This window comes from Chryseobacterium sp. FW101-FHT12H09 (assembly GCF_058790395.1).
Genome location: NZ_JBYTCP010000001.1, coordinates 450,339 through 469,266, shown reverse-complemented (window position 1 = coordinate 469,266; position 18,928 = coordinate 450,339). Strand labels below are relative to the sequence as shown.

The following is an 18,928-nucleotide window of genomic DNA, read 5'->3' as shown; positions in this document are numbered from 1 at the left end:
AATCCGCAAAATCTGCGGGAGATAAAATAGCCATCGCATAGCATATCAATAAAAAATAGATTGATTTTCACGGTCAACTAAAAAATCAACCTTAAATTTGCGAGATAGTCCGACACAATTATGGTGAATTTTGTTTTGATCGCGGTATGTATTTTGGCTGGAATGCTATTGAAAGCAACCAAATCCATCCATCCTGATGCTCACAAAGGGATCAATACCTGGATCCTCTACCTTGCTCTTCCAGCGGTTTCATTCAAATATTTGCCGAAAGTTCATTGGACACTGGAAATGCTTTTTCCTATTGTTGCTACATTTCTTATTGCTGTGTTCTGTTTTGTTTTTATGGCGGTTTATAGTAAGAAAAAAGGGTATTCAAGGCGTTCGCAAAGTACGATGGAACTCATTAGTGGATATAGTAATACTTCTTTTATCGGCTTTCCTTTGATCAGTGCTTTTTATGGAGAGCGTCTTTTAAGTATTGCTGTAATTTGTGATCAGACCATGTTTTTCAGTCTTTCGACTTTAGGAATTATTGCAGCAGTAAAAGGAGGGAGCACCTCAGGAAAGGTTGGTGCTCAGTTTATTTTAAAAAGGCTGATCACCTTTCCGCCATTGGTAGGATGTATAAGTGCAATCATTCTTTCTCAGTTTATTGATTTTACAGTGGCAGAGCCATTGTTTGACAAATTAGCAGCAACGGTGAGCCCATTAGCTTTGTTTTCTGTAGGATTGCAACTTAAATTCAACGGTTGGAAAAAACTTATCCCTCAAATGTCGGTTTCCATGTTATATAAGTTAATTTTAGCACCAGCTATTGTTTTGGGATTGGCCCTGTTATTAGGAATAAAAGGAGATGTTGCTAAAATTACTATTTTCGAAGCAGCTATGCCTACTGTTGTTACTTCAAGTATTATTGTTGAGCAGTTTAGACTCAATACCAAACTAACTAATTTGACCATTGGTTTCAGTATTATCATAGGGTTTTTAACAACTGCTGTCTGGTATAGAATAATTGAAATGTTCTTTTAATTAAAGATATGTTTTGATAAAGAAAACTGTAGTAATTATAAAATTAAAAATAACGATTCCCATTCTTAATTTCGCAGGATCGAGTTTTTTTGTAAAATGTGCCCCAAAATAGCCTCCCAGAATTGTTGCCATCATCATGGTACAGGTTTCAGGCCAGTATACTTTTCCTGCCCAAATAAACAGAATAACTGCCACAGCATTAGCTATTCCTGTAAAAAGAGTCTTATTGGCATTAATGACTTTAATATCTGACAATCCGAATAGCGCCCAAACAGCCATCATCATAATTCCAACTGCTCCACCAAAATAACCGCCATATATTCCTAAAAGAAATTGTGCTCCAAGTACCAAACCAGCACCAATATGCATTCTTTTTCTAAGCCAGTTACCAGCTTGTTTTCCAAATGCAAAGGCCAGAGAACCTAGTAAAAGCAACCAGGGAACAACAAGATTAAAACCACTTGATGGGGTATATAACAACAATAGACCTCCCGCACAGCCCCCTAACAAAGTAAGGATGATCATTGCGGTGATTGAAATATCAGGAAAAGGCTTAATATATTCTTTGAATTTCCAGGCACTGGCCAGGCTTCCGGGAAATAAGGCAACCGTACTTGATGCATTGGCCTGAATGGGAGGAACCCCTGCATAAATAAGCGCCGGGAAAGTAATAAACGATCCGCCTCCTGCTGCCGCATTGATCGCTCCAGCCATGAGTCCAATAAAAAATAACAGGATATAATTTTCCATGAACAAAGAATGATTAACAAAGATAAGGTACAGAACATGGAATCACGAATAAAAAATTGCAGTTCTGTAAAGAATGATTTAATTTTACACTTTAATTATTTCTCTTGCGATACGCCCAAATTGTTTTACCATTAAATTTAAAAGGTTCTTTCACTTACAAAGTACCTGAAGAGCTAATGCCTGCAATACAAACGGGAATGAGGGTTTTGGTGCCATTTCGTGGAAAAAAGATCTATACTGGAATTGTTTTTGAAATTCATGATATTGAACCGGAAGGGTTTATACCAAGAGAGGTTATCAGTATTTTAGATGAGTTTCCAATATTGCCAAAGGAACAAATTGATTTCTGGAACTGGCTTTCAGGATATTATTTATGCAGTTTGGGTGAGATCTATCGTTTTGCATTTCCATCCTCTTTGAAATTGGAAAGTGAAACTTATTTAAAATTAAAACCTAATGTAACGGTTGATTTTGAAAATCTGGACGTTAACGAAATGTATCTTATCCAGGCGCTTGAAGTAAGACAGCTTATTAACCTTACTGATCTGGAAGCATTTATTCCCAAAAAAGATATTATTAAAACCATCAATTCATTAATTGATCTTCAATATATAGAGATTGATGAAAAAATAGGTGAAAAATATAAAGCCAAAGAAGTAGCTTATGTGAAGATCAATAAAGATCTTTTAGATAATGAAAGTCTTACAGCCATCTTGGCAAAGTTGAATAAAGCACCTAAGCAAAAAGACCTTTTTTTAATTATTTTATCTCAACAGACAGAAAGCCCGGATAGCTTTATCAAAAAATCTGATCTTTTTGAAGATGGCACTTTTGGACATTCTCATTTAAAGCCACTGATAGATAAGAATTTTGTTGAAGAATATTATTTGCAAAAAGACAGATTAGAAAGCTATGAAGGAGAAATTGAAGAGATAGAGGAGCTTTCTGAATCTCAGAAAGTAGCAAAAGAAGAGGTTGACGAAGCTTTTGAAGAAAAGAGAAACGTATTGCTTCATGGGGTAACTTCTTCTGGGAAGACTCATATTTATTTAGAGAAAATAGAAGAATGTGTAAATAATGGTAAAAATGTATTGTTTTTACTTCCTGAAATTTCCCTGACAAAACAAATTACGCAGAGGCTTGAAAAAAAATACGGAAGAAAACTAGGGTTCTATCATCAGAAATTAACCGATTTCGAAAAGGTAGAAGTTTGGCGAAGAATTAAAAATAATGATATTCAGATTCTTATTGGAACAAGGAATGCTTTATTCCTGCCATATCAGAACATAGGATTGGTTATTGTAGATGAAGAACACGATTCTGCTTACAAAGCGAGAGAGGTATCACCATATTTTAATGCTAAAGATTCTGCCCTGATATTTGGGAGTTTCTATGATGCACGGGTGATTTTAGGTTCTGCCACCCCTTCCGTCGAGAGTTATTATCTGGCTCGAAAAGAGAAAATGAAGTATATTTTCCTTAATGAAAGATTTGGAAATGTCCAGCTTCCTGAGTTTGAATTGATTAATTTTAAAGAAGCCCAGGATTCTAAAAAAGTTTCCGGAAATTTCTCTTTACAGTTGATTGATGAGATAAAAAAAACATTAGAAGAAAGAAACCAGGCGATGATTCTTCACAATCGCCGGGGTTATGCTAATGTTTTAGAGTGTGAATCTTGTGGATATGTTAATTATTGCTCCAATTGTGATGTGGTTATGACCTACCATAAAGCGGCTAACGAAATGAAGTGCCATTACTGTGGTCAGCGGGCTTCCAAACCAAAAGCCTGTCCAAAATGTCATTCCGAAAATCTAAATGAAAGGGGAGTAGGTGTCGAGCAGATTCATGAAGAAGTTTCTAAATTATTCCCGGATAATGAAGTAGATAGGATGGATGTTGATTCTATGCGGAAGAAATTTGCCTATGAGAAATTATATGAAAAAATAGAAGACCGCGAAACGGATATCGTTGTAGGTACACAAATGATCTCTAAAGGGCTGGATTTCGATCATATCGAATTGGTAGCCATTCCGAAGGCTGATTCCTTATTATATGTTCAGGATTTTAGAGCAGAAGAGCGCGCTTTTCAGTTGATTACGCAGGTTGCAGGAAGAGCAGGAAGAGTTTCCGGGAAGGGTAAGATCTATATCCAGACCTTTAATCCCGAACATTCTGTTTTTCAGCTGCTCAAAATGAATAAGGTTTCTAAGATCTATTATTATTTTTTAAAAGAACGTCAGAAATTTCATTATCCACCTTTTACAAAGCTTATTATGATCGAGCTTAAACATAGAAAAGAAGATAAAGTAAATCGGGCATCTCAGTTTTTAGGTTCTGTATTAAGAAAATATCTTCCTGAAGAATGTGTCTTAGGTCCGGAAAGATCTCAAATTGCACGAATCAATAATCTATATCAGTTTCAGATTTTACTGAAGCTTCCCCGAGGTAAAAACTATGAAAAGTATAAGAATCAAGTTTTGCTAAGTTTGAAAGATTTCGATGAAATTACTGCTTACCAAAGCATCAAAAAAGACGTTTTCGTGGATTTTTAACAATTTTTAACAAAATTTATAGGCTTTTATTAGACTATAATGGTCTGATTTCTAACAATATTTTCTACTTTTGGTCGTTGATTAATTGTTTGGCTCTTTTATTGGATGGTTATAACTAATCGTTTTTTATGAGACAGGCATAAAAACAAATACTAAGATAGATGGTAAATTTCAGAAAATATATTTCAAGTGTAGCGGTATTGGCTTCTGGGTTTTTCCTTGCTCAATCTACCGTTTCTACTGTTCTTTATTCTCAGGCTTACGACAATCAAAAAACGAATTTAAATTTACCTTCTCCGGTAACTTCGGTGGTTGAGAGGACGATTTTGTCGGCTAAAGAACTTGTAGATATTAATGTAAACACAATGGTGTCGGATCCCGTACTCAAAAATGCGGAGTGGGGATTTGTAGTGTATGACCCGAAAACTAAGAAAGTAATTTCTTCGTACAATGAAAATACTCCTTTAGTTCCGGCTTCTACAACGAAATTGTTAACCACTGAAACAGCTTTAAACCTGTTAGGGGAAAACTATCGTTGGATGACGCAGTTGGAATATTCAGGAAGTATAGATGAAAATGGAGTTTTAAATGGTAATCTTTATGTGATAGGAAGCGGAGATCCGTCCCTTGGGACTAATAAAGGTGGAGCTTTATCATATAGAGAGATCGTTTCAGATTTCCTAAGTGGAATTTCACATGAAGGAATCAAAAAGGTAAATGGTGATATTATTATTCAGACAGCGCTTTTCAAAGGTAATATTGCGAGGCTTCCGGAAAATGTTGTTTGGCTAGAGAATAATAATTACTATCTGCCTGTAGGAACCACTCGTGAAATCAGTCCGGCAAACGAAAAACTGATTGTGAAAAAAGCAGGTTCTTTCTCTTCTGATAAAAAGTATTTTTATGTTTCTCCTTATGCCAATCAAATGGTGTATGCAGATAAATATGAAGGGGAAGGTATATTGACAACCAAACTGCCTGATGCTCCTGCTTATTTAGCTAATACTTTAAGAGCTTCTATGGTAAAAAGTGGTGTGGCTGTTACAGGAAAAGTAACTCCTAGAATGACAGATCCTACACCTGAGAGCAGAAAATTGATTTCAGCGTATAAGTCACCTACTTTAGGTGATATTATTTATTATACCAACCAACATAGTGATAATTCATTAGCTGAAGCCTTATTGAAAACAGTAGGTTTTCAGAAGTTGGGAGATCAGACTTCAGAATCAGGGAGAACTGTAGTAACAACCCATTTAAGAGAAAACGCTTTTGATATTAATGGTTTAAGCTATATAGATGGAAGTGGGCTTTCAAGAAATAATACGGTTACTCCAATTTCACAGGCAAAGTTTTTAACTTCTTTAATGGAGCAGAAATACTATAAGACCTATTTGACTTCACTTCCGGTAGGTGGGCAGTCAGGAACTTTAAAAAGAATGTTTATAGGAACCGGGAATGGACAAATTTTTGCTAAAACCGGAACTTTAAATAAAGTAAAAACATTAGCTGGCTACATGAAAACGAACTCAGGGAAAACACTGGTTTTCTCTTTGATGGTTAATAATTACGCAGGATCTGTAGATATGGTGAAGAAAAGAATGGAAAAGCTCTTGGAACCAGCATTAGATCTTTAAAAATATTTAATTAAATATCATAAGAACCTTTTAATCAATGATTAGAAGGTTTTTTTTATCTTTGACCATATTATAAATTTAAAAATGAAAAAACTCTATCTGGTAATTTTGTGCATTATTTCGTTTGAATCATTGCGTAGTCAAAATCAAAATGTTGAAATGAAAGGATTAATAGCAAAAGAAATGAAATCCTTTACTCAAAAGATGACCGCTCCAAATGTCAATCCTAATACATTAAATTATGATTTGCAGTATCAAAGAATGGATGTGAGTTTAGATCCTGCTATCTATACTATTTCTGGCTCTGTTACTTCACATTTTAAACCCAATCAAAGTATGGCCAGTATCTATTTTGATCTTGCCAATACTCTGACGGTTTCTCAAGTGAAATACCATGGGAATAATCTTAATTTCCAGCAGTTAGCTACGAAAGAAGTGAAGATTGATTTTCCAGCTTCTCTTCCGGCGAATGTATTAGATTCTTTAACAATACAATATTCAGGTCCACCTGATACCGCTAATAGTGCATTTTCTACAGGTTCACAAAACGGTAGTCTAATTGTTTCTACATTAAGCGAGCCTTATGGAGCACAAGACTGGTTTCCAACAAAACAAAGTCTTAATGATAAGATTGATCGTTTTGATTTTAAAATAACCACTCCGAATCAATACAGTGTAGCAGCCAATGGAAAATTTATGTCTGAGATAGCACTTCCAAATAGCAAAAAACTAACATTCTGGAGAACTATGTATCCTACCAGTGCTTATCTGGTGGCTCTTGCAATTACAAATTTTGTTAAACTGAATGATACAATGGGAAATCCCCCGTTTCCTTTTGTAAATTATGTATATCCTACCACAATAAATAATCCAGCTGTAATGTCTAATATAGAATGGACAAAGCAGATCATGAATACCTTTGAAACTTATTTTGGTCCATATCCTTTTCGCAATGAAAAGTATGGGCATATGGAGTTTCAATATGGGGGTGTCTGTATGGAGCATCAGACAATGTCTTCTATGAGTAGTTGGGGAAGATCGGTTATTGCTCATGAGCTGGCACACCAATGGTTTGGTGATAAGGTAACCTGTGGTTCATGGAATGATATATGGTTGAATGAGGGGTTTGCAACATTTGGAGAACATCTTGCGAATGAAAAATTATTGATGACCCAATCTCAATTTATGGATTATCTGGAAGATCAGAAAGATTACGTTACAAGTGCTCCTGGAGGAAGTACATATGTGGCTGATGCTAACCTGGGAAGTCAAGGAACTATTTTCAGTGGAAGATTGTCTTATGCAAAAGGAGGGTATATTCTTAGAATGTTGAAATGGATTTTAGGTGATGCTACTTTTTATCAGGCCATTAAAGAATATCACTCCAGACCGAATTTAGCCTATAATTATGCGAAAACTGCAGATCTGACTGCTTCTTTATTGCAATCTACAGGTAGAGATTTTACTGGATTTTTCAATGATTGGGTGTATGGCGAGGGATACCCAACCTATGATATCCGATGGAGGCAGTCTTCGAATCAGACTATAACGATTAAGGTAGGGCAGACTCAAAGCAATGCTTCGGTAAGCTTTTATGAAATGCCGCTTCCAATAAAAGTAAATGGTACTGCAGGTCAGGTGGCCTATCTTGTTTTAAATAATACTTCAAATAATCAGTATTTTGTAGAATCTGTACCATTTCCTATTGCCAGTGTACAGTTCAATTATGAGTATCAGATTTTAGAGAACAACTCTACAGTAACAAATGATAATACTTTAAGTACTCAGGATTTTGAGAAAGATCAATTTGCACTGTATCCAAATCCGGCTAAAAACGAATTATACTTTAAAGGAATAGATAAGCCAACAGATTTTATCATCTATTCAGCTGAAGGAAGATTGGTGAAAACAGGAATTTATCAACCTGGTAAATCTATTAATGTTGCTGAATTAATTCCAGGAGTGTATGTATTTAAAATAAAAGAAAGGAATATTAAGTTTGTGAAGGAGTAAAAAATTAATCAGAATATCGTGTTTTTAATGAAATGCGATATTTTGATTAAATGTAACATTTTTATTGAAAAATATTTAATTATTGAAAATAATAGTTAAATTTGATATAACAAATAAATGAAAATGTTATGAAAAAAATTTTACTATTGCTGTCTTTGCTTAGCAATTTGATAGCGTATTCTCAGGTTATTTTTAGCCAGGGTTTCGATACTTTCAGTACTTTAGCAGCTGCGGGCTGGACTACAACTAATCAAAGTAATCCAGCAGGATTAAGTTTATGGGCGCAGGGTGGAGGTACTGCGTTTGCCGGTGGTGGGCAAGCTGGCGGTGCTACTTCTTTTACATTATGTAATTTTAATAGTGTAGATGGGAGTGGTACTATAAGCAATTGGTTAATTACACCACCAATTACTGTAAAAAATGGTGACGTAATCTCGTTTTACACAAGAAAAGGAGGAACTTCAGGAAATTTTCCTGATAGATTGGAGTTTAGATTAAGTGATCAGGGAGCAGCTTCAACAATCCCCGCGGGAGAGACTGGGGTGGGTTCTTTCACGAATTTGGCAGTTTCTGTTAATCCAAACCTGACGACAAATACAACAGCTGTAAATGGATATCCTTTAACCTGGACTCAATATTCTTATACAGTTACCGGATTAGCTGCAGATACCAGTATGAGAATGGCTTTCCGTTATTTTGTTACTGATGGTGGACCTGATGGAGCCAATTCAAATATTATAGGAGTTGATACTTTTGCAGTAACAAGAACTACATTGGCAACCAACGAAGTAGAAACAAAGAAAAGTCTATCAGTTTATCCTACAATAGCTGATAAAGAACTGAATGTAAGTCTAAAAAATGATCAGCAAATAACAGCTATTTCAATCTATGATATGTCAGGAAAGGCAGTTCAGGTAGTGAAATCTAATGTTATTGATAAGAGCCATTCTGTAATTGATGTTTCGGCTTTGACAAGTGGTAATTATATTGTGAATATTCTAACAAAAGACTCAAAATATACAAGCAAATTTATTAAAAAATAGCTTGAAATATCTAACTTTGAAAACTCAATCAAAAGCCTTCGTACGAAGGCTTTTGTATTGTTTGTAAATTTGAAAGAGTTCCTTTTTTGTGACAAGCATCTTGCTCGTATCTAAAATAAAATAACGAGTTATAAATTGGTCTGATACAATGAAGTTCTCAGATCTTCATTGTACTTTCGTTTAAATTTGTAATATATGAATAGGCAACGAGCGTGATCCTCGCGCCCGGGATTGTATCAATGACGAGAACAAATACTAGATTTTTTAAACCAGGCAAAAAATAATTATAAAATGACCTAATGGATGGAAATATAGTAGTGCAAGAAATTACTATAATGATGATCAGGAAATTTTGGAAATAGACTTAAATTTGTAATTAGTGAATGGGCTACGAGCGTGACGCTCGCGCCAGCGGGGGGGAAAGCTAGTTATGAATATGTACTCAATTTTCTGTCAGAATATCCTGCAATTGGCCATGATAGGAGGTATGATAATTTAGGAACAGCAGGAGCTTCAGGTTTATTAACAGATACAAGAGCAATCGGAGCAGATTATAATTTTGTTAAAGAGGAACTTTCAATTGCTATTAATCCATTTGTTGGAATTTTAGATAGAGGTGCAGCAGCAGTATTTGGTGTTGGTTTGGGTATAGCAGCAGCTCCAAAACAATCTTTAAAATTATTACACAACCACAATTTGGACCTATGCAGATAGAAAATGATTATAAAAAATCCAGTGTAGGTGTTACTAATATACCTAAAAGGTAATTATGAAAAAAATATTTATTATTAATTTAGTTTATTTATTATCAATCTTGTCTTGTAAAGACATCAATAAATTTTCAGGAGGTAGCTATCCCTATGCAGAGACATATGTAATTCCTAAGTCAGAAAAAGAAGTAATTAATACAATTATTAAATTAAAAGAAGATAATTTGGATTATAAAGTTCCCAAATTACAATGGGCAGGCAAAGAAACCGAATTATTAGATGGAAGAGATTCTCATTGGTATTACTTTTACTTTTATTTTAAAGATACAAATGATATTGTGGAGTTTTGGACAAGAGAAGGTAATGGGCCAAACGAAACGAAAGTAGGTTTTTTTAGTGTAAGTAAAGGACTAAATGGTTCAACGCATTTAATTAATAAAGATTTGTCAGAAAAGGAAAATACAGAGATCAAAAGAAAATTTGAGAAACATATTATTGATAAAATTAAGTAGTTTTCTAGGTGATGCAAACGTCCCACTTGTATTCAAATAAAGTAGACTAACAAATTATAAAGATCCGAGAAAATTTCTCGGATCTTTCATTATATTTTCCTTTAAATTTGTAATTCAACAAGATACACAAACACAATCACTAAAAACAATTCATATGAGAAAATTAAAATTACAGATGCAAATGACCATTGATGGTTTTGTAGCTGGTCCGAATGGCGAACAGGATTGGGTATGGCTAAGCCCACCGGATCCCATTGGCTTTCAGAAAATCGTTGAACTGGCTGAGACCAGTGATACACTTTTATTGGGACGCAAAATGACACGGGAGTTTATTGATCACTGGGAAAATGTAGCAGATAATTTACCAGACAATCCAACGAATGCTTTAGCAAAACTGATCGTTGATATGCGTAAGATTGCTTTTAGCCATACGGAAACCAATATTAATGGCAGGAATTTAGAAGTACAAAATGGAGACTTGACTGCTACGGTAGAAGCACTTAAAAAAGAACCAGGGAAAGATATTCTGGTGTATGGAGGTGCTGATTTTGTAAGTTCTTTGATCGATCAGGATCTTATTGATGAATACTATATTATCGTTAATCCAGTTGCCATTGGAAAAGGACTTCCTGTTTTTAATGGGAGAAAAGTTTTAAAATTAGAAAGTTCCCTTGCCCTTAATAGTGGGAAAGTACTTAATAAATACCTTCCGGTTAAGGAAAATCAATAAGAGTTGAATAAAAACTGAAAATTGGAACATAGAAAACAAGCCTTCATTATGAAGGCTTTTATTTTATCTTGAGATTTTTGAAACTGCTCTTTTCGCTTTCCTATGTGCTTTTCCTACTTTAAAATTAAACCATCTTTCTTTAAACAAATTCCGCATGGCATTATCGAAATGCCTGATCATCACAAGATTTTTAAAACCCCGCCACTTCTCGAGCAAGCTGGACGGCAGGGCTCTTATCGAAACAGAATACCCTTCTGTTTCATATTGGATATAATGCCACCATCCGGAAGGAATATAAAGCGTTTCGCCGGGATGAATGATCGCTTCATAGCCATTTACGTATTTCAGAGCAGGAAATTCATTATAGTCGGGTTCTTTGATATTGGCTAAACTGTGAAAATTATAAGGTAATTTGTACATCAGACTCGATTGTTCCCATGGAAACAGCCATATTTTTTTGATGCCCTGAAACTGGGTAATGAAAACGTGGGACATATCAATGTCGATGTGATTTCTGGTAATGGATCCCTTACCTCCAAAGAACATAAACGGAAGCCATCTTAAAATTTTGCCATTGGTGACATCATTGTAATGGATATCACTTTTCATCTCCGGTTTTATCGTTAGGAGGTTAAAAAGGAAGAGTCTCTGCTCAGTAGGTTGGGAGCTGATCAGATCCAAATATTCAGAAAAAGGGGTCTGTGAAATGGGTTTACTGGCCACTCTGTCTAAAGATTCCAGGTCACTACCATAAATATTGACCAAATGATTCCCTGCAATCTCTTTAAAATAATCATAATTCCATTTTTTAAAAGCCGGACTTTCCGGATCTACAAAATCTTCCAGGATAACAGGCACGCAAGGTTTCATATATAAATTCAGGAAGTTTCTGGAGGGTATTTTTCTAACTTTTTGTACCGTTGTTAATTTCATTTTTAGAATTTAAAGGACAAATATAAAATTATTATCCTACTAAATTAGTAGACTATTTGTTAAAATGAATGTTTTACCTCAATTTTTTAGAATAAGAATCATAAAATAGAATAGTTTACCGCCTTTTTACTAAATTAGCGCATCTAAAAAATTACTAAAAATGATCTCTGAAAAATATCTTCAAAATTTACAGAACGAACTTAAAAATATTGAAAACGACGGGCTTTACAAGAGAGAAAGAATCATTACTTCTCAGCAAAGTGCGGAAATAGAAGCTAATGGTAAAAAGCTGTTAAACTTCTGTGCGAATAATTATTTGGGATTATCCAACAATCCGGAAGTCATGAAAGCTTCTCAGGATATGATAGGATCTCATGGATACGGGATGTCGTCTGTTCGTTTTATCTGTGGAACTCAGGATATTCATAAGCAATTGGAAGAAAAGATTGCTCAGTTTTTAGGATTAGAGGACACGATCTTGTATGCAGCTTGTTTTGATGCGAATGGTGGTGTTTTCGAACCGTTATTTACAGAAGAAGATGCTATTATTTCAGATGAACTGAATCACGCTTCAATTATCGATGGGGTTCGTCTTTGTAAGGCAGCGAGATACCGTTATAAAAACAATAATATGCAGGATCTGGAAGCTCAGTTAATTGCAGCTTCTGAAAAAAATCACCGATTTACCATTATCGTTACCGATGGGGTTTTCTCAATGGATGGTATCGTTGCTGACCTGAAAGGTGTTTGTGATCTTGCCGATAAATATGGAGCTTTAGTAATGGTGGATGATTCTCACGCAACCGGTTTCATTGGGAAAACAGGCCGTGGAACACACGAAGCCAATGAAGTAATGGGTAGAGTAGACATTATTACTTCTACTTTAGGAAAAGCATTAGGTGGAGCATTGGGTGGATTTACTTCCGGTAAAAAAGAGATCATTGATATGTTGAGACAGCGTTCCCGTCCATATTTATTCTCAAACTCATTAGCTCCTGGAATCGTAGGTGCAGCATTGAAAGTGTTAGATATGATCTCTGACGATACATCACTTCGTGATCAGGTAATGGAAAATGCAGAATATTTCAGAAAAGAAATGAAAGCTAAAGGTTTTGATATTCCTGATGGTGATGCAGCAATTGTTCCGGTTATGTTATACGATGCGCCTTTGGCTCAGAAGATGGCAGAGAAACTAATGGATGAAGGAATTTATGTAATCGGATTCTTCTATCCTGTAGTTCCGAAAGGAAAAGCTAGAATAAGAGTTCAGCTTTCTGCAGCTCATACAAGAGCACATTTGGATAAAGCAATCGCTGCTTTTGAAAAAGTGGGGAAAGAGCTGAGTGTGATTTCTTAAAACAAAAAAATACAGGCTTATGAAAAATATACTTTTGATTATCGGTTTTATCTGTTTTCAAAGTTTTTCTGCTCAGAATATTATGGATTTTGATCTTAAAAATGTTGAGCTTCAGGGAATGCAGCCTGTAAAAATAAATAAAGAAATGAAATCTATCGGGATTACCCAGGTACCATTTGTAACAGATAATCCCGGTATCATTTCAAAAATTGCCAATCAGGATATTGCCCCAAAAATTAAAAAGCTGTACGCGTTTCCTTACTACAGTCCAACAGATGAACTGAATGATGGTGGCGTTTATGTGTATCAGTTCGGTTCAAAGAAAGACTTGGATGAGTATCTTACCAAAAACTTTGAACAACCCAATTACAGGGTTTTGGTTAAAGATCTTTTTTATATCCGAATCTGGAGTGATTATGGGTATAATATTAAAGGAAAAGAAACCAGCGATGACCATTTGAATAAAATGGAAAAGTATTATACCAAGTTGGGCGCAAAAAGAATCATGTTAAAACCGGATCCAGATAGTACAGATACTGTGGTAACGAAGTAGATATAAAAACTAGAGTGCACTGATGAAAAAGGTGATTAGTTCCTAAAAAAAATAGAAAAGTTTAAAATGCTTTACACAATAATCAAGGCGCTGCACATTATTTTTATGGTCAGTTATTTTGCGGGAATTTTTTATCTCGTAAGACTATTTGTTTACTATAAAGATACCGATGAATTTGCTGAAGAGAAGAAGAAGATCTTAAGAGAACAGTATACATTCATGGCGAGAAGGCTGTGGAATATTATTACGGTTCCTGCAGGAGTTATTATGACCGTTTGTGGATTAGTCATGATCTGTCTTAATACAGGGTTAATGAAAACGCCTTGGTTTCATTTAAAACTCACTTTCCTGATAGGTCTTGCGATTTACCATTACTGGTGTTGGAAAAAGGTACTTCAATTAAAAGCCCTGAATGGAAATACTTTGGAAACGGCGAATATAAAACTGAGACAGGCAAATGAGATTGCTACCTTCATTTTATTTCTGGTGGTCTTCACGGTTATTTTAAAATCTTCAGTGATCGAATACTGGTGGCAATTAATTACCGGATTTTTCGTTCTTGTATTTTTAATCATGATGACCGTAAAACTGGTCAATAAAAACAAAAAGAAAAAATCTTAATCCCCCAACAATAGATTAAAATATAATTGATAAGGTAATTTTTGCCCTGCAACCTATTACCTAAACCCTAAATAAAACTATGATTGCAATTTTTAAAAAAGAACTTTGGAGTTACTTCGGGAACTGGAGTGCGTGGATCATCATCGCAGCTTTCAGTCTGATAGCGACTCTTTTTTTGTTTTTTTTCGATAACGATTCTAATATCTTTGAGATCGGAATGGCCTCTTTACAGAGCTATTTTGTTTTAGTTCCTTGGTTATTGATGTTCATTATTCCTGCACTTTCCATGAAAACATTTGCAGAAGAACAACAGACCGGAACTTTAAACTGGTTGTTCTCACAGCCTTTAAAAGTCTCAGATTTGGTATTAGGAAAGTTTCTTTCCGTTTGGGTAGTTGGGATCTTATGCCTGATTCCTTCACTGATCTATCTGTATACCGTGTATGTTTTAGGAGTTCCTGAAGGAAATATTGACCTGGGAATGACTTTCGGAAGTTATATCGGATTGATCATGCTTATTGCCGCTTTTTCGGGAGTTGGAATTTTAGCTTCATCGCTTTCTCAGAATCAGATCATGGCTTACCTGTTGGGTGTTTTCATGTGCTTTATCATGTATTTCGGAATCGAACAGTTAGCGAGTTATAAATTATTAGGCGGAGCCGATTTTATCTTACAGAATATAGGTTTTTATCAGCATTTTCTTGGATTTACAAGAGGGCTGATTGACTTTAAAGATGTAGCCTATTTTGTTTTCATCATTGGTGTTTCGTTAGTATTGTCCAATCATTTTATCAATAAAAAGAAGTAGAATTATGAAGAAGATATCATTCAAGTCTCCATTAGGAATTTTACTGTTTGTGATCCTGCCATTGGTTATTATTTTGGCCATTTCAGGAATCAGATTGGATTTAACCAAAGAAAAAAGATACACCCTTTCCGATAATACCATTAAAGTATTGGAATCGGTTAAAAAGCCTTTAACCGTTGAGGTTTATTTAGAAGGTGATTTCCCGGCAAGTTTCAAGCAGCTGCAGAGTGAAACAAAGTTTATGCTGGAAGAATTCAGAAAGATCAATCCAAAAATAGATTTTAAATTTATCGATCCCATTAAAACCAAAATGTCTCAGGATACGTTGATGGCTATGGGAATGCAGCCTTCCGTTCTTCCGGATGTAAAAGATGGTAAAGTTTCACAGATCGTATTGTTTCCGTATGCGGTGCTTAAATACAACAAAGGCGGAGTTTCTATCCCGTTGGTGGTACAGCAGGCGAACATCAATGCGGATGAGCAGCTGACGAAATCTATTGAGAATTTAGAATACAACCTTGTTTCCAATATCAAAAATATTGCGACCGATAAGAGAAAGAAAATAGGGGTTTTGGTGAATCAGGATGAATTAAGTCCCGGTGAATTCCAGGGTTTCATGCATTTGGCATTAGAAAATTATGATGCCGGACCGGTTATTCCTAAAAATCAGGTTGAGCTAAGTGCTGCGGATATTCCTTTGTTAAAGCAGATGAGCGCTTTAGTCATTGCAAAACCTAGAAAAGCATTTACAGATGGTGAAAAAGTGATCCTGGATCAATACATCATGAATGGTGGAAAAACATTATGGATGATCGATGCGGTGAATGCAGAAATGGATACGCTGACAAGATCTAAAAAAGTAATGCCTTTCCCTGTTGATATTAATATGACGGATTTCTTCTTTAATTACGGAATCAGGATCAATCCTGCTTTGGTAAAAGATGTAAAGAAATTTGCTTTGTTGAGACTGGTAACAGGAGAGGTGAGTGGTAACCCTCAATATACAAGCCTTCCATGGCCGTATTTCCCATTAGGAATTGCTGAAAAGAACGATCCGATTACTAAAAATATCAATCCGGTAAAATTTGAATTTCCGACATCGATTGATACTTTAGGCAGAAAAAATATCAAAACCAAAGTTCTTTTTGAATCCAGTGAAAGAACTTTATTGAAACAGGTTCCCAACTATGTTGATCTGAAAGAGATTTCAAGTGTTGACAGTCTGGGACAAATGGAAAAACCAAGTACTCCGAAAATCTTTGCCGTAGCATTGGAGGGGAAGTTTACTTCTGCATACGCATCAAGGATTGAAAGAAAATCATATCAAGGTTTTAAAGGTGAGAGCCCTAACAATAAAATGATCGTGATTGCGGACGGTGATGTAGGGAGAAATAAAGTGATCAAAGGAGAGCCTTTGCCGCTAGGAGTGGATCTGATGACGAATGAGCAATTCGGAAACGAACAGTTTTTAAGAAATGCTTTAGATTACCTTTTGGACGACAGTAACCTGATGGAATTGAGAAACCGAAACATCGAAGAAAGACTATTAGACAGACAGCGAATCACCGAAGAAAAAACCAACTGGCAGTGGTTTAACTTACTGCTTCCACTAGTGATCATAGGATTACTGGGCGGATTGTTCTTCTGGTTGAGGAAAAGGAAATTTAATTAGATGATATAAAAAAAGAGAAACTGTGGGGTTTCTCTTTTTTATTGTGATTAACTTTTGTCTACCTATTTTTATGACTCCAGGCTTTTCTCAACTCCATCTCGTATCGCCTCTCCAAGCACTTCGATATCGATATCCTTCATCGCTTTGAACTTAATACAATACCCAGTTACACTCGCTTTTCCTATTTTTTTTCCATAGGTTTGAGGTAAATAGTTCTTATCATTAATTCCAAGAACATAAACAGAAATTCCGGTTGTGTTGGCACTAATACCAATTTGATAAAAATCCCTGGTGCTTCCATCGGCATATTTCATGACATGAAACCCATATCCGATATTAGGATTGGAAACCGTTTCTCCCTTATCGTTTTTACCATCCAGAAACCATAATTGACAGTCCGGCATTACCTGCAGAATGTACTGATGCAACGTTTCCATATCGTGGCGTTTTTGCCCAGGTTGACTAATGATGTATTCTTGGATTTGTTCTTCTGTTGTCATATAGGGAGTTTATGAGAATAAGAAAATAAAAGATCTATTTAGATTTTAACTTCTGATTTTCCTCTTTTAAAGCTTCAATCTGCTCTTTTAAAACTTTAATATAATCCTGTAAATTTTCTATCACAGAATCTGGAATATTAAATTGTTGATTATAAAAATTACCGGAATTTGAGTTGTCGCTAAAAGTTGAGTTATCATTATGTACAATACCTGTTGGCCTTTCTTCTTTTATCTCTTCCACGGGTACATTTAAAGCTGCCGCCAACTTTTCCCATTCATCATCATATATTCTTATTTCTCCTCTTTCCTTACGAGAGTAATTGGAAGGATCGGTTGCGATGATACCTGCCAGTTTTTCCTGAGAGAATCCTCTCTGTTTTCTTAGATTTCGTAGCTTTTCCATAATGAGATTGTATCCGTGTTTTGTACAAATATAGAAAAAAAATGACTCAGTTTTTTTTACGTTTTACTTTTAATAGATGGAAGGAGGTGTTTTTTTAACGCAAAGAAAAATTGGATACATACATATAAAGGCAATAAAGACTTTAAATCAATGAAATTGATTTTTCAAAAGCTAACTTAATCGGCGACTTCGTCGCTACTCTTTGCAAACTTATAATAAAGCAGTTTGTAGCTAAAACTTTGCGTTTAAAAAATAACTACAAAAGCCACAAAAGTTTTTGAACACTTTAGTTTCTTAAAGTTCATTAGTGCTGTATAAGAAGTTCACATAAATTGAAAATCAAAGATTTTCGAGATAGAATCCTTTTTCATTATTGGAGCTCTTTACCAAAATAAATTTTAAATTTGTAAGATATTAAAAATGAAAATTCATGAAGAAAACATTATTTACTTTTTCTTTATTAATGGCTTCTTTTTTATTTTCACAAGATGTAAATCCTCCAACAGTTAATAAACCTTCGGCAAATAATAAAATATTAGTTGATCAGTTAATTGAGTCTACGGATTTTGAAAATTATTTCATGGCATATTGCAAAAGAAAAATAGAACAAGCAGCTAAAAATAAGAATTGGGATAATAGTAAAAAGCAAAAAATAATTAGCTCTGTCGATTTTAAGTTATACAAAGACACTATTTACAATGCATTTTCTTTTGATTCTGATGAGGATTTAAAAAGTATGGTTGATTTATTTAAAAAGATAAATAAAGATCGCAATTATTCAATGTCAAAATTATTTCCTTTTGATGCTTTAATGCAATATAATTTAGAAGGATATGTTGAAACAGTAATTGACGAAAAATATATAAAACAATAGCAAAACACCACCACAATAATGTGGTGTTTTTATTTTAGAAAATGTTGAATTCTATCACTTCAAGGGGTAGAAACTTCTCGATACGATTTTCTTCAAAAATCTACTCGAAGTGACGACAACGCTTAGAAATCTGTATACATCGTCAGTTCGAGTGAAATGATTGGGAATGTAATGGAAAATCATTTGTACCAAGAACCTTAATTATTCTGCTTAGATCATCACACAAAAACGAGA

The 18,928-nt window shown here is 34.9% G+C and carries 18 protein-coding genes; 14 read left to right on the top strand and 4 right to left on the bottom strand.

From position 1 onward, the window contains the following. Positions 1-120: 120 nt before the first annotated feature. Positions 121-1,029, top strand: a complete 909-nt coding sequence (locus AC3WRL_RS02125) for an AEC family transporter (RefSeq protein ID WP_492329624.1) — start codon at positions 121-123, stop codon at positions 1,027-1,029. Here the strand turns inward: AC3WRL_RS02125 and AC3WRL_RS02120 are convergent, their stop codons facing one another. After that, positions 1,030-1,779: a sulfite exporter TauE/SafE family protein gene (locus AC3WRL_RS02120; RefSeq protein ID WP_261511399.1), complete on the bottom strand. Its 750-nt coding sequence runs from the start codon at positions 1,777-1,779 to the stop codon at positions 1,030-1,032. It lies immediately after the preceding gene. Positions 1,780-1,883: 104 nt separating this feature from the next. Between AC3WRL_RS02120 and priA the strand changes: the two genes are divergently transcribed. The 7 genes from priA (at position 1,884) to AC3WRL_RS02085 (ending at position 10,973) form a co-directional block, all read left to right on the top strand. Beyond that, positions 1,884-4,331, top strand: coding sequence for a replication restart helicase PriA (priA, locus tag AC3WRL_RS02115; protein WP_261511400.1), 2,448 nt, complete (start codon positions 1,884-1,886; stop codon positions 4,329-4,331). A 161-nt stretch (positions 4,332-4,492) separates the two neighbouring features. Further along, positions 4,493-5,965: a D-alanyl-D-alanine carboxypeptidase/D-alanyl-D-alanine endopeptidase gene (gene dacB, locus AC3WRL_RS02110; protein WP_492329623.1), complete on the top strand. Its 1,473-nt coding sequence runs from the start codon at positions 4,493-4,495 to the stop codon at positions 5,963-5,965. 159 nt (positions 5,966-6,124) lie between these two features. After that, positions 6,125-7,978, top strand: coding sequence for a M1 family metallopeptidase (locus AC3WRL_RS02105; protein WP_251040495.1), 1,854 nt, complete (start codon positions 6,125-6,127; stop codon positions 7,976-7,978). Positions 7,979-8,106: 128 nt separating this feature from the next. Beyond that, positions 8,107-9,021 (top strand): T9SS-dependent choice-of-anchor J family protein, encoded by a 915-nt coding sequence (locus AC3WRL_RS02100; protein WP_214826267.1) that lies wholly within the window; start codon positions 8,107-8,109, stop codon positions 9,019-9,021. Positions 9,022-9,417: 396 nt separating this feature from the next. Beyond that, positions 9,418-9,735, top strand: a complete 318-nt coding sequence (locus AC3WRL_RS02095; protein WP_214826266.1) for a hypothetical protein — start codon at positions 9,418-9,420, stop codon at positions 9,733-9,735. 55 nt (positions 9,736-9,790) lie between these two features. Continuing rightward, positions 9,791-10,243, top strand: coding sequence for a hypothetical protein (locus AC3WRL_RS02090; RefSeq protein ID WP_214826265.1), 453 nt, complete (start codon positions 9,791-9,793; stop codon positions 10,241-10,243). A 154-nt stretch (positions 10,244-10,397) separates the two neighbouring features. Beyond that, entirely contained in the window at positions 10,398-10,973 is a 576-nt protein-coding gene (locus tag AC3WRL_RS02085; RefSeq protein WP_214826264.1) for a dihydrofolate reductase family protein, read from the top strand. 63 nt (positions 10,974-11,036) lie between these two features. Here the strand turns inward: AC3WRL_RS02085 and AC3WRL_RS02080 are convergent, their stop codons facing one another. Further along, the gene (locus AC3WRL_RS02080) at positions 11,037-11,906 is read right to left on the bottom strand and encodes a cupin-like domain-containing protein (protein WP_214826263.1); all 870 of its coding nucleotides are present in this window, start codon (positions 11,904-11,906) and stop codon (positions 11,037-11,039) included. Positions 11,907-12,066: 160 nt separating this feature from the next. On the opposite strand from AC3WRL_RS02080, the gene kbl reads away from it, so the two are divergent. The 5 genes from kbl (at position 12,067) to gldG (ending at position 16,917) form a co-directional block, all read left to right on the top strand. Next, entirely contained in the window at positions 12,067-13,263 is a 1,197-nt protein-coding gene (gene kbl / locus AC3WRL_RS02075; protein WP_214826262.1) for a glycine C-acetyltransferase, read from the top strand. 19 nt (positions 13,264-13,282) lie between these two features. Then, on the top strand, positions 13,283-13,816 hold the full coding sequence (locus AC3WRL_RS02070; protein WP_214826261.1) for a hypothetical protein: 534 nt from the start codon (positions 13,283-13,285) through the stop codon (positions 13,814-13,816). Between the two features lie 66 nt (positions 13,817-13,882). Then, entirely contained in the window at positions 13,883-14,437 is a 555-nt protein-coding gene (locus AC3WRL_RS02065) for a CopD family protein (RefSeq protein WP_214826260.1), read from the top strand. A 79-nt stretch (positions 14,438-14,516) separates the two neighbouring features. Beyond that, on the top strand, positions 14,517-15,245 hold the full coding sequence (locus AC3WRL_RS02060; protein WP_214826259.1) for an ABC transporter permease: 729 nt from the start codon (positions 14,517-14,519) through the stop codon (positions 15,243-15,245). A gap of 4 nt (positions 15,246-15,249) precedes the next feature. Beyond that, on the top strand, positions 15,250-16,917 hold the full coding sequence (gene gldG, locus AC3WRL_RS02055) for a gliding motility-associated ABC transporter substrate-binding protein GldG (RefSeq protein WP_214826258.1): 1,668 nt from the start codon (positions 15,250-15,252) through the stop codon (positions 16,915-16,917). A 68-nt stretch (positions 16,918-16,985) separates the two neighbouring features. On the opposite strand, the gene AC3WRL_RS02050 is transcribed toward gldG, so the two are convergent. Together AC3WRL_RS02050 and AC3WRL_RS02045 are read right to left on the bottom strand one after the other, a co-directional pair. After that, complete coding sequence (locus tag AC3WRL_RS02050) at positions 16,986-17,417, bottom strand: DUF1801 domain-containing protein (RefSeq protein WP_492329622.1); 432 nt, start codon at positions 17,415-17,417, stop codon at positions 16,986-16,988. Positions 17,418-17,451: 34 nt separating this feature from the next. Then, a complete protein-coding gene (locus AC3WRL_RS02045) occupies positions 17,452-17,820 on the bottom strand; it encodes a helix-turn-helix domain-containing protein (RefSeq protein WP_261511413.1) in 369 nt (122 codons plus the stop codon). A 430-nt stretch (positions 17,821-18,250) separates the two neighbouring features. Here AC3WRL_RS02045 and AC3WRL_RS02040 point away from each other — a divergent pair, with 430 nt between their 5' ends. Then, on the top strand, positions 18,251-18,694 hold the full coding sequence (locus tag AC3WRL_RS02040) for a hypothetical protein (RefSeq protein ID WP_492329621.1): 444 nt from the start codon (positions 18,251-18,253) through the stop codon (positions 18,692-18,694). Positions 18,695-18,928: the final 234 nt, after the last annotated feature.